Annotated in this window: 10 protein-coding genes; 3 read left to right on the top strand and 7 right to left on the bottom strand. The window is 69.3% G+C overall.

The window, feature by feature from the left end; genetic code table 11:
* Positions 1-136 precede the first annotated feature (136 nt).
* From proP to ACGF4C_RS37515, 3 genes are all read right to left on the bottom strand, one after another.
* Positions 137-1,546 carry a glycine betaine/L-proline transporter ProP gene (proP, locus tag ACGF4C_RS37525; RefSeq protein WP_393572854.1) on the bottom strand — a complete coding sequence of 470 codons (1,410 nt, stop codon included), beginning with the start codon at positions 1,544-1,546 and terminating at the stop codon, positions 137-139.
* A gap of 546 nt (positions 1,547-2,092) precedes the next feature.
* Complete coding sequence (locus ACGF4C_RS37520; RefSeq protein ID WP_393572850.1) at positions 2,093-3,094, bottom strand: CU044_5270 family protein; 1,002 nt, start codon at positions 3,092-3,094, stop codon at positions 2,093-2,095.
* On the bottom strand, positions 3,087-3,638 hold the full coding sequence (locus ACGF4C_RS37515; RefSeq protein WP_362136299.1) for a sigma-70 family RNA polymerase sigma factor: 552 nt from the start codon (positions 3,636-3,638) through the stop codon (positions 3,087-3,089). Before ACGF4C_RS37515 ends, ACGF4C_RS37520 begins: the two co-directional genes overlap by 8 nt.
* A gap of 127 nt (positions 3,639-3,765) precedes the next feature.
* Between ACGF4C_RS37515 and ctaD the strand changes: the two genes are divergently transcribed.
* Positions 3,766-5,412: a cytochrome c oxidase subunit I gene (gene ctaD, locus ACGF4C_RS37510; RefSeq protein ID WP_393572848.1), complete on the top strand. Its 1,647-nt coding sequence runs from the start codon at positions 3,766-3,768 to the stop codon at positions 5,410-5,412.
* The gene (locus ACGF4C_RS37505) at positions 5,409-5,789 is read left to right on the top strand and encodes a hypothetical protein (RefSeq protein ID WP_393572846.1); all 381 of its coding nucleotides are present in this window, start codon (positions 5,409-5,411) and stop codon (positions 5,787-5,789) included. Before ctaD ends, ACGF4C_RS37505 begins: the two co-directional genes overlap by 4 nt.
* Here the strand turns inward: ACGF4C_RS37505 and ACGF4C_RS37500 are convergent.
* The 4 genes from ACGF4C_RS37500 to ACGF4C_RS37485 all read right to left on the bottom strand — a co-directional run bounded on the left by ACGF4C_RS37500 (position 5,779) and on the right by ACGF4C_RS37485 (position 9,076).
* Positions 5,779-6,504, bottom strand: a complete 726-nt coding sequence (locus tag ACGF4C_RS37500; protein ID WP_393572844.1) for a hypothetical protein — start codon at positions 6,502-6,504, stop codon at positions 5,779-5,781. The two genes, ACGF4C_RS37505 and ACGF4C_RS37500, sit on opposite strands and share 11 nt — an antisense overlap.
* A 110-nt stretch (positions 6,505-6,614) precedes the next feature.
* Positions 6,615-6,977, bottom strand: coding sequence for a DUF6114 domain-containing protein (locus ACGF4C_RS37495; protein ID WP_351529255.1), 363 nt, complete (start codon positions 6,975-6,977; stop codon positions 6,615-6,617).
* Entirely contained in the window at positions 6,968-7,588 is a 621-nt protein-coding gene (locus ACGF4C_RS37490; RefSeq protein WP_393572841.1) for a DUF6230 family protein, read from the bottom strand. Before ACGF4C_RS37490 ends, ACGF4C_RS37495 begins: the two co-directional genes overlap by 10 nt.
* 255 nt (positions 7,589-7,843) lie before the next feature.
* Positions 7,844-9,076 (bottom strand): cytochrome P450, encoded by a 1,233-nt coding sequence (locus ACGF4C_RS37485; RefSeq protein ID WP_393572839.1) that lies wholly within the window; start codon positions 9,074-9,076, stop codon positions 7,844-7,846.
* Positions 9,077-9,322: 246 nt separating this feature from the next.
* Between ACGF4C_RS37485 and ACGF4C_RS37480 the strand changes: the two genes are divergently transcribed.
* A complete protein-coding gene (locus tag ACGF4C_RS37480; protein WP_393572837.1) occupies positions 9,323-10,492 on the top strand; it encodes a steroid 3-ketoacyl-CoA thiolase in 1,170 nt (389 codons plus the stop codon).
* Positions 10,493-10,495 lie beyond the last annotated feature (3 nt).

Here is a 10,495-nt window from a genome sequence, read left to right as displayed (position 1 = left end):
AGCCCGCACCCGAACCTCCCACCTGGCAGCACTTCGCCCCACTGGACTACCAGCGGGGCGAAGCAGGCAGGGCCCGAATTAACCAACAGCGTCGGAGGTTTCCGGTCGGGCCCTGCTCAGGAAGGGAAGGGGGCGGTCAGCGGGCCGCTCGTACGGCCTCCTGGGCCTCGGCCGCGGTCTCGACGGCCGGCGGGGAGCCCGGCAGCGGCCTGCGGGCGCTCTCCGACATCCGCCAGACGGCGATGCCACCGATCACGGCCGCCGCCATCATGTAGTAGGCGGGCATCATCTTGTTGCCGGTCGCGCCGATCAGGGCGGTGACCACCAGCGGCGTGGTACCGCCGAAGAGCGACACCGAGATGTTGAAGCCGATCGACAGCGAGCCGTAGCGCACCTTGGTCGGGAACAGTGCGGGCAGCGCGGCCGGCATCGTCGAGGTGAAGGTGACCAGCAGCAGTCCCAGCGCGGCCATGCCCAGCGCGATGGCGACCAGCGACCCCTGCCGGATCAGCAGCAGTGCGGGCACCGAGAGCACCAGGAAGCCGGCGCAGCCCGCGGCGATGACCGGGCGACGGCCGAAGCGGTCGGAGAGCCGGCCCGCGAACGGCTGGACCACCATCATCAGCACCATCACCGCGAGCACGACCAGCAGACCGTGCGTCTCGTCGTACTTCAGCTCCGAGGTCAGATAGCTCGGCATGTACGACAGCAGCATGTAGTCGGTGACGTTGAAGACCAGCACCAGTCCGACGCACAGCAGCATCGACCGCCACTGGCCGAAGACCATCTCGCGGATGCCGATCCGCTTCTCGGCCTCGCGGCGCTCCTTCTCCTTGGTCCGCGCCTCCTTCTCCAACTGCGCGAAGGCCGGGGTCTCTTCGAGCCGCATCCGGAGGTAGAGGCCGATGATGCCCATCGGACCGGCGATCAGGAAGGGGATCCGCCAGCCCCAGGAGTTGAGGTCCTCGGTGGACAGCAGGGCCGTCATCAACGTGACCAGGCCGGCGCCGCCGACGTAACCGGCCAGCGTGCCGAACTCCAGCCAGCTGCCCAGGAATCCGCGCTTCTTGTCGGGCGCGTACTCGGCGATGAAGGTCGAGGCGCCGCCGTATTCGCCACCGGTGGAGAAGCCCTGCACCAGGCGGGCGACGAGCAGCAGGATGGGCGCGCCGACGCCGATGGTGGCGTACGACGGGATCAGGCCGATGGCGAAGGTGCCCACCGCCATCATGATCATGGTGATGGCCAGCACCTTCTGGCGGCCGATCCGGTCACCGAGCGGCCCGAAGACCATGCCGCCGATCGGACGCACCAGGAACGCCGCCGCGAACGCGCCGAACGTCGACAGCAACTGCGCGGTCGGATTCCCGGACGGGAAGAAGACGTGCCCGAGAGTGACCGCGATGTAGCTGTAGACGCCGAAGTCGAACCACTCCATCGCATTGCCCAGCGCGGCTGCCGACACCGCCCGCTTGACCATCGTGGGGTCGACGACGGTCACCTCGGGGGAGGACTGCTGCGGCGCTGCGTGCCGGTCCTGTCGCAGACCGGGTGACTCGGCAGCGGCACGGCTGCCGATGGGGGGACGGGGGCCGGGTGCGACGGGAGACTTCGTCGGCACGTGTTCGCTCGCCTGCGCTCTCTGGGACGACTACAGGAACCGCCCGCCACCGGGTGGCGGGACATGACCCGCCATGGCTGCGACGGGCAGGCCCGCCGTCGAGCGGCGGGGCAAAGGTCGACCATAGGGGCAGAACGGTTCATCACGGACGGTGCGCGGATGACCGCGCAGGCGGTCGTATACCCGCTCCTTGCAGGGGAAACTCCCTTTTGCCGAGCAATGTGAGGGACCTTCGTCTGTGATCCATCTCGCGGGGATCGGCTGCAACCGTCCACAGCTTTGTGGCATGCCTCACTCATGCGCGACTCGATAGGGCCGCCCGACTCGACAGGACCGGGGGAGTACGCCGCCGGGTCATACGCGAAACGGCGCGGCGGCACACAGCACCGCCGCGCCGAGACGGGATCGTCGCGTCTCCTCAAGGATCCGCCATGCCGCGCCGCCCCGCCACTCGGGAGCGCGGCCGCTCCGTCACGGCAGCCACGCCTCGTACGACATCACCTGTCCCGCCTTCACCTTGAAGTCCGGCTGGTCCGTGGTGAAGGTCTCCTCCAGGCCCAGCAGTTCGCCGCTCCGCGGGTCGAGGATCACCATCTGCCGCAGACCTGCGCCGTCGTGCACATACGCCTCCCCGCGCCGCCCCAGCCGGTCGGTGACCGAACCGGCCGGCCGCAGGCCCCCGGCGTCCGCCAGCATCCGTACGACCGCGGCCGTTTCGCGCGGACCCGGGGTCCATTCCCCGCGGAACGAGGAGAGCGCCTGCAACAGGGGGGAGACGGTACGGGCGCCGCCCGCCCCGCCGTACAGCCAGCCCAGCTGCGCGCGCAGCTTCGCCGGGTCCGTCGGCGGCCGCGTACGGGAGGCCAGGCCGCCGTGCTGCGCCTCGGAGCCCGCCGGGTAGGTCCTGCGGTGCAGGACCTTGCCGTCGCTGACGGTCCGCCAGTGGCCGTCGTCGTCATGGATGACCGGCCGGCCCGGGTGCCGGGGGTCGGTGGCCACGACCAGTTCGGAGCCGCTGCCGTCCGCGTTCCACCGGGTGATGCGTTCCTCGGGCACGGTGACGGGCGGCGCCGCGTCCGGGCCCTCCTGCATGCTCAGGTACCAGCTCTGCACATGACTGCCCCGGTGCGGCCCGTCCCCCGGAGCGGCCGCCCGGGCCCTGGCCTCGGCCCTGCGCGCGAGGTCGGCCAGCGGTACCGGCCGGGTGTCGGCGTGCGGCACGAGTGGACCGGGCGCCGCGGCCGCGGGGGTGCTGCCGGCGTCAAAGAGCAGGAAGCAGACCACCGCCACCAGCGCGAGCACCGCCGCCTCCGCGCGCAGCATCAGCCGGCGCCCGGCCCGCCGGGTGCGCGTGTGGTGCAGCAGACGGGCCAGGCCCGCTTCGGCGCGGGCGTCCAGCGGGCGGTCCCGCCAGCGCCCCGCGCCGGCCGGTACCGGGTCGGCCGCGCGCAGCAGCTCCAGTTCGTCACCCATTGCGGCCCCCATTGCCGTCGTCTCCTGCTCGTGCGGACACCGTCGTCCGCGTACGGTCGATCTCCGCGCGCAGCCGGCGGCGCGCCCGGTGCAGCCGCATGGCCGCCGCGCCCTGGCCGCACCCGAGGGTCACCGCCAGCTCCTCGACGGTCAGTTCCTCCCAGGCGGTCAGCCGCAGCACCTCCTGGTCGGCGGGCGAGAGCCGGGCCAGCGCCTCGTGCACCCAGGAGCCGGGCCGCTCGGCGTCCGGACTCTCCACGGTCTGCCGCCGGTGCGCCGCCTCGTGGTTGCCCAGGCGGTTCAGCAGCCGGCGGTAGCGGCTCAGTCCGCGCACCGTGTTGGACAGGCAGTTGCGGGCCACTCCGTAGAGCCAGGGCAGCGGGGACTCGGGGAGCTCGGTGCGGCGCCGCCAGGCTATGGAGAAGACCTCCGCCACCACTTCCTCGACCTCGTGCGGCTGCCCGTCCAGCCGTCGCGCCACGAAGCGGCTGACCGCCCAGTAGTGCGCGCGATAGGCCTCGGCGAAGGCGTCGTCCGTGCTCATGAACCGTTGGTGTCCGGCATGCCCCCGATCTTCACACCCGCACCGAGTGACACATGCCACCCCTTCTCGCCCTGCCCGCGGGCCGGTTGGCGGTGAGGAAGGCGGCCCTCCCGGACACCAACGGGGCATGAAGCTCCCCGTGAAGTGGCTCACCACCACCGACCACAAGACGATCGGCACGCTCTATCTGGTCACCGCCTTCGCGTTCTTCTGCGTCGGCGGGCTGCTGGCACTGCTCATGCGCGCCGAACTGGCCCGGCCGGGCCACCAGATCATGTCGAACGAGCAGTTCAACCAGGCGTTCACGATGCACGGCACGATCATGCTGCTGATGTTCGCGACGCCGCTGTTCGCCGGATTCGCGAACTGGATCATGCCGCTGCAGATCGGCGCGCCCGATGTCGCCTTTCCCCGGCTGAACATGTTCGCCTACTGGCTCTACCTCTTCGGCTCGCTCATCGCGGTGGGCGGATTCCTGACCCCGCAAGGGGCGGCGGACTTCGGCTGGTTCGCCTATGCGCCGCTCTCGGACGCGGTGCATTCGCCGGGGATCGGCGGCGATATGTGGATCATGGGTCTGGCCTTCTCCGGCTTCGGCACGATTCTGGGCGCGGTCAATTTCATCACGACCATCCTCTGCATGCGGGCGCCCGGCATGACGATGTTCCGGATGCCGATCTTCACCTGGAACGTGCTGCTGACCGGTGTGCTGGTCCTGCTGGCCTTCCCGGTGCTCGCGGCGGCGCTGTTCGCCCTGGAGGTGGACCGTAAATTCGGTGCGCACGTCTTCGATGCCGCGAACGGCGGGGCGTTCCTCTGGCAGCACCTCTTCTGGTTCTTCGGGCACCCGGAGGTGTACATCATCGCGCTGCCGTTCTTCGGCATCATTTCCGAGGTCATTCCGGTGTTCTCCCGGAAGCCGATGTTCGGTTACCTCGGTCTGATCGCGGCGACGATTTCGATCGCCGGCCTTTCGGTCACGGTGTGGGCGCACCACATGTATGTCACCGGTGGCGTGCTGCTGCCGTTCTTCTCCTTCATGACGTTCCTGATCGCCGTTCCGACCGGTGTGAAGTTCTTCAACTGGATCGGCACGATGTGGAAGGGCTCGCTGTCCTTCGAGACGCCGATGCTCTGGGCGGTCGGCTTCCTGATCACCTTCGTCTTCGGTGGTCTGACCGGTGTCATCCTGGCCTCGCCGCCGATGGACTTCCACATCTCCGACTCGTACTTCGTCGTGGCGCACTTCCACTACGTCGTCTTCGGGACGGTCGTCTTCGCGATGTTCTCCGGCTTCCACTTCTGGTGGCCGAAGTTCACCGGGAAAATGCTCGACGAGCGGCTCGGCAAGATCACGTTCTGGACGCTGTTCGTGGGCTTCCACGGCACGTTCCTGGTCCAGCACTGGCTCGGTGCGGAAGGCATGCTGCGCCGCATTCCGGACTATCTCGCGGCCGACGGGTTCACCACTCTCAACACCGTCTCCAGCATCTTCTCCTTCCTCCTCGGACTGTCGATCCTGCCGTTTCTCTACAACGTCTGGAAGACCGCGAAATACGGCGAGAAGGTCGAGGTCGACGACCCGTGGGGCTACGGCCGTTCGCTGGAATGGGCCACGTCCTGCCCGCCGCCGCGCCACAACTTCCGGTCGCTGCCCCGCATCCGCTCAGAATCCCCGGCATTCGATCTGCACCACCCGGAGGTCGCCCGGGAACTCACGGCCGCGACGGATACCGAGGACCGGTCCGGCAGCGGAATCGAGGCCCGGGCATGAGCGAGCGCATCCGCACCGGTGCGGAAAGGACCTGGGACGGCGAACGGGATCTGGACCGGGCCGTCAACGAAATCGAGGGCTTTCTGCTCTGGGAGGCGGAGAAGGACCGCGCCCGCACCCGCGCCGAGGCCTTCTGTGCGGCACTGCCCTGGCTCACCGACACCCAGCGGCAGGAGGTCGCGGTCCGCTATTGCCAGGACCAGCACGAGACCTCGCGGGCCTATCTGCAGCGCATTGCGGTCCGCAGCGCGAGTCTGCGGACCGAATACGAGGGGGTCTACCGGGTCCTCAGGCGACGGCTGGTCACCGCATGCGTGAGCGCCACCACGGTGCTGGTGGCCCTGGTGACGGTGGCGGCCGCCGGCCTCACCCGGTAACGGTGATCTGCGACGCCGGATCGGTGGTGTCCCGCACCTGATAAGTGGCATTGAATTTCGAGCTGGTCGCACTGGTCGGGCAGCCGAACCCGCCCACCACCTTCACCGGCACCGACGCGTTGCTGAAGGCCAGGGTGGACGGCGCCCCGTTGGTCCAGGTGCCGTTGACGGTGGCCGCGGTGGTGGGCGCCGCGGTCACCGTGCAGGACGCCAGACCGCTGGTCCTGAGCACGAACCCGCCCGAGGGGATGGTCAGCCCGGCGGTCACCGGAGTCCCGTTCTGCATGGCCACGCCCCAGGTACCGGTGGTGGTGACGGTCGCGCTCACCCCGGGCATGCTCGTCGTACAGGAGCCGTACGTAGCGGGGGTGGTCGAACTGCTCACCGGCCCGGCGTCGTTGTGGTTGCCGGGCGCGGCCGGGACCTGGCCGCTGGACGTCGAGGTCGTGCAGGTCACGGTCACCGATCCGGCGGTGAAGGTGGCCTTGCCGCTGAGGGTGGCGGTGAAGGCGTGGCCGTCGGGGGTCACGGTCGTGGCGGCGGCGGTGCCGGCCGGCTGCGCCATCGCCGGACCGGTCACCCCCGCCGCCAGTCCGAACGCCGCGGCGATCCCGGCACCGGCGACGACCAGCGCCCGCCTACGGGACGTACGGGAGGTTCGGAACGTACGGGAGGCCCGGGGCCGGGCGGACATGGGGTCCTGAGCATGCGTCATGGTGGGGTTCCTTCCAGAGGGGGGTTCCAGAGGGGTTCCAGAGACGTTCCGGAGGGGGTTCCAAGGGGGTGCACAGGGGTTGCACGGGGGGCTCCCGCAACGGGAGTTGCTCACGGGGACGGCGGTTCCGCCGCCCCGGTCGGCTGCCAGGCGAAGATCATCGAGCCGCCGAGGATCCCGATGACCGTGCCGATCAGGAAGCCGCCCAGGTTGGACATCACCAGTGCGGCGGCCGCACACAGGACGGTGAGCACCCCCGCGAGCCCCCGGTAGTGCGGGGCGAACCACGCCGAGAGGCCCATCAGGATCATCACCAGTCCCATCAGGACGGACGGGATGCCGGCGATGCCCTGCTGCAGCATGACCTTCAGGGGCGCCAGGGGGATGGCGCAGATCTCGGCGCCGGCGACTACGGCCGCCAGACCGCCCCAGAAGGGCCGTCCCGTCCGCCAGCGCCGCCAGGTCAGAAGCATTCCTTCGCGCCCTTGGAGATCTTCATGTGCAGGCCGGTCAGCTTGAAGGTGCCGGCATTGGTCGTCCAGGCGGTCTGCCGGAGCTTGCTGATGCTGACGTCGTCGGCCTGCTGGGCGAACAGGTCCTGCATGCCCTGCGCACTGGCCGGGCCCTTGTCCAGCGTGGAGGCGTCCCGGCCGATCTCGATGGCGTGGAAGGACGCGTTGCCGGAGAGCTGGGTGGCGTCCACGAACAGATCGCTGGCCTCGACGGGGGTACTGCCCGTACCGGCGCTGAGGTTGAGCGAGATGTCACCGATGACGGGCAGGTGGGTGACCACCGACTGGCAGAGGTTGTGGAGTTGGGCCGTCTTGATGGCGGTGACCGCGACCGGCAGGAGATCCCCCCTGGCGTTCGCGTCCACACTGCCGTACTGGGCGAATCCGTCGCCCTTGAGGCTGTCGGCGGACACCTTGAACTGCTGTCCCGATACGGCGAACGAGGCGGCCAGCGCCCCGTTGGCCAGGGCGATGCCCAGGGCCGCGGTGCCGGCGAGGGCCGGGACGGCCAGCACGGCGAACTTGCGCCAGCTGGTGCGCCCCGTGACGGGTCTGCCGTGTGCGTCCTGCATGGTGTGGGTCCCCTTCGTCAGAGCGGTGGAACGCGCTGTCACGACATGTGGGGGGAGCGTTGTGTGGAGGTGCGCAGGGGAACCGGGCGCTGGCGCGTGCGGGGGGAAGTCCGGGTTACCCGCGGTTACTTACTGGTGAGTTCGAATGTAAGTCTGCACCTGACGGCTGGCAAGGTTGAGCGGCGAACCGTTTTCGGACATATGGCGGCGCCCGGCGGTCCCTGCCGACCACCGGGCGCCGTGCGGAGTACCGGCTCAGCCGTACCGCACCTGGAGTTCCTTCACGCCGTTGAGCCAGGCCGAGCGCAGCCGCCGGGGATCGCCCGCCAGCGCGATGTCCGGCATGGCGTCCGCGATGGCCTGGAAGATCAGGTTGATCTCCAGTACGGCAAGCGACTTGCCGAGGCAGAAGTGCGGTCCGCCGCCCCCGAAGCCCAGATGGGGGTTGGGGTCGCGGGTGATGTCGAAGGCCTCGGGGTGGTCGAAGACCTCGGGGTCGTTGTTGGCGGACGAGTAGAAGATCCCGACCCGCTGGCCCTTCTTGATCTGTGCGCCGCCCAGTTCGGTGTCCTGGGTGGCGGTGCGCTGGAAGGACACCACCGGGGTGGCCCAGCGCACGATCTCCTCGGCCGCGGTGGCGGGGCGCTCGCGCTTGTAGAGCTCCCACTGGCCGGGGTGGGTGAGGAAGGCGTGCATGCCGTGCGTGATGGCGTTGCGGGTGGTCTCGTTGCCGGCCACCGCCAGCAGCAGCACGAAGAAGCCGAACTCGTCGGAGCCGAGGTTGCCCTCGTCCTCCGCCGCCACCAGCTGGCTGACGATGTCCTTGGCCGGGCATTCCTTGCGCGCCGCGGCGAGGTTCATCGCGTACGAGATCAGCTCCATCGCCGCATTGCTGCCGACCTCTTCGGTGATGGCCAGTTCGGGATCGTCGTAGGCCACCATCTTGTTGGACCAGTCGAAGATGCGGGCCCGGTCGTCCTGGGGGATGCCGATGAGTTCGGCGATGGCCTGGAGGGGCAGCTCGCAGGCGACGTCGGTGACGAAGTCCCCCGAGCCGGTCGTCCGGGCCTGGGTGACGATGTGGCCGGCCCGTTGGCGCAGCGCGTCCTCCAGTGCCCGTATGGAGCGCGGGGTGAATCCGCGCTGCACTATCTGGCGGACCCTGGTGTGCTCGGGCGGGTCCATGTTCAGCATGATCAGCTTCTGGACGTCGATCTGCTCCCGGGTCATCGAGGCGTTGAACCGGATGATCGAGGTGTTGAGGTTCGCGGAGAAGACCTCCGGTTTGGTGGAGACCTCCTTGACGTCCTGATGGCGGGTGACGACCCAGTAGCCGTCGTCGTCGAAGCCGGCGATGCCGTGCGGCTGGGCGTTCCACCACACGGGCGCGGTCTGCCGCAGCTGCGCGAACTCGGGGAGCGGGACGCGGGACCGGTAGACGTCGGGATCCGTGAAGTCGAACCCCTCGGGCAGCGCTGGGCATGGCATCGGCGACTCCTGGTCCGTGGGCCATCGAGTATCTGACGGAGCATCAGGTGCGGGGTCGCGGTGAAGGTAGTAACGAGTTCTATAAGTGGCAAGGGTCTCGGCGATTCCCGTTCCGGACAAGGGGGTTGCATGCCCCTTGCGCCCCGGGTGGCGGCTCACGAGACTGTTCGCAGAACTAGAACGCGTACTAGTTCTGTTCCGTGGGTGCCGGGACGCCCGCGGACGCGAGGAGAGGACGAGTCAGTCATGGCCGCGGAACCCGTCATCGTCGAAGCAGTACGCACCCCGATCGGCAAGCGCGGCGGCGCGCTCGCCAACCTCCACCCCGCCTATCTCCTGGGGGAGACCTACCGCGAACTGCTCGCCCGTACGGGCATCCAGCCCGACTGCGTCGAACAGATCGTCGGCGGCACCGTCACCCACGCCGGCGAACAGTCGATGAACCCGGCCCGCAACGCCTGGCTGGCCATGGGCCTCCCCTACGAGACCGCCGCGACCACCGTGGACTGCCAGTGCGGCTCGTCCCAGCAGGCCAACCACCTGGTCGCCAACATGATCGCCGGCGGAGTGATCGACGTCGGCATCGGCTGCGGCGTCGAGGCGATGTCCCGGGTACCGCTCGGCAGCGGCTCCAAGCACGGCCCCGGCAAGCCCTGGCCCGACGAGTGGAACGTCGATCTGCCCAACCAGTTCGAGGCGGCCGAACGCATCGCCCGCAACCGGGGACTCACCCGCGAGAACGTCGACTCCCTCGGACTGATCTCCCAGGAACGCGCGGCCACCGCCTGGGCCGAGGAACGCTTCAAACGCGAGACGTTCGCCGTCCAGGTCCCCACCACCGAGGACGAACAGGCCGCCGGACAGGGCATGTGGCGGCTGGTCGACCACGACGAGGGCCTGCGCGACACCAGCATGGAGGCGCTGGCCCGCCTCAAGCCCGTCATGCCGACCGCCGTCCACACGGCCGGCAACTCCTCCCAGATCTCCGACGGGGCCGCCGCCCTCATGTGGGCCTCCAAGCGGATGGCCCGCGCCCTCAAGCTCCGGCCGCGCGCCCGCATCGTCGCCCAGGCCCTGGTCGGCTCCGACCCGCACTTCCACCTCGACGGCCCGATCGACGCCACCCGCGCGGTGCTCGGCAAGGCCGGGATGTCCCTCAAGGACATCGACCTCGTCGAGATCAACGAGGCCTTCGCCTCCGTCGTGCTCTCCTGGGCCCAGGTCTTCGACCAGGACCTGGCGAAGGTCAATGTGAACGGCGGTGCCATCGCCCTCGGCCACCCCGTCGGCGCCACCGGCGCCCGGCTCATCACCACCGCGCTGCACGAACTGGAACGCGCGGACAAGGAGTTCGCACTGATCACCATGTGCGCGGGCGGAGCACTGGCGACGGCGACGATCATCCAGCGGCTGTAGGCA

The sequence above is a fragment of the Streptomyces sp. NPDC048197 genome (genome assembly GCF_043202395.1).
In the GTDB taxonomy this organism is placed as follows: Bacteria; Actinomycetota; Actinomycetes; order Streptomycetales; family Streptomycetaceae; genus Streptomyces; species Streptomyces siderophoricus.
This window is presented reverse-complemented; position numbering and strand designations above follow the sequence as displayed.

Bases quoted from the DNA above. Each gene is read 5' to 3' on its own strand.
- ACGF4C_RS37520 (WP_393572850.1), bottom strand. From the start codon at position 3,094: ATGGGTGACGAACTGGAGCTGCTGCGCGCGGCCGACCCGGTACCGGCC.
- ACGF4C_RS37515 (WP_362136299.1), bottom strand. From the start codon at position 3,638: ATGAGCACGGACGACGCCTTCGCCGAGGCCTATCGCGCGCACTACTGG.
- ctaD (WP_393572848.1), top strand. From the start codon at position 3,766: ATGAAGCTCCCCGTGAAGTGGCTCACCACCACCGACCACAAGACGATC.
- ACGF4C_RS37505 (WP_393572846.1), top strand. From the start codon at position 5,409: ATGAGCGAGCGCATCCGCACCGGTGCGGAAAGGACCTGGGACGGCGAA.
- ACGF4C_RS37500 (WP_393572844.1), bottom strand. From the start codon at position 6,504: ATGACGCATGCTCAGGACCCCATGTCCGCCCGGCCCCGGGCCTCCCGT.
- ACGF4C_RS37495 (WP_351529255.1), bottom strand. From the start codon at position 6,977: ATGCTTCTGACCTGGCGGCGCTGGCGGACGGGACGGCCCTTCTGGGGC.
- ACGF4C_RS37490 (WP_393572841.1), bottom strand. From the start codon at position 7,588: ATGCAGGACGCACACGGCAGACCCGTCACGGGGCGCACCAGCTGGCGC.
- ACGF4C_RS37485 (WP_393572839.1), bottom strand. From the start codon at position 9,076: ATGCCATGCCCAGCGCTGCCCGAGGGGTTCGACTTCACGGATCCCGAC.
- ACGF4C_RS37480 (WP_393572837.1), top strand. From the start codon at position 9,323: ATGGCCGCGGAACCCGTCATCGTCGAAGCAGTACGCACCCCGATCGGC.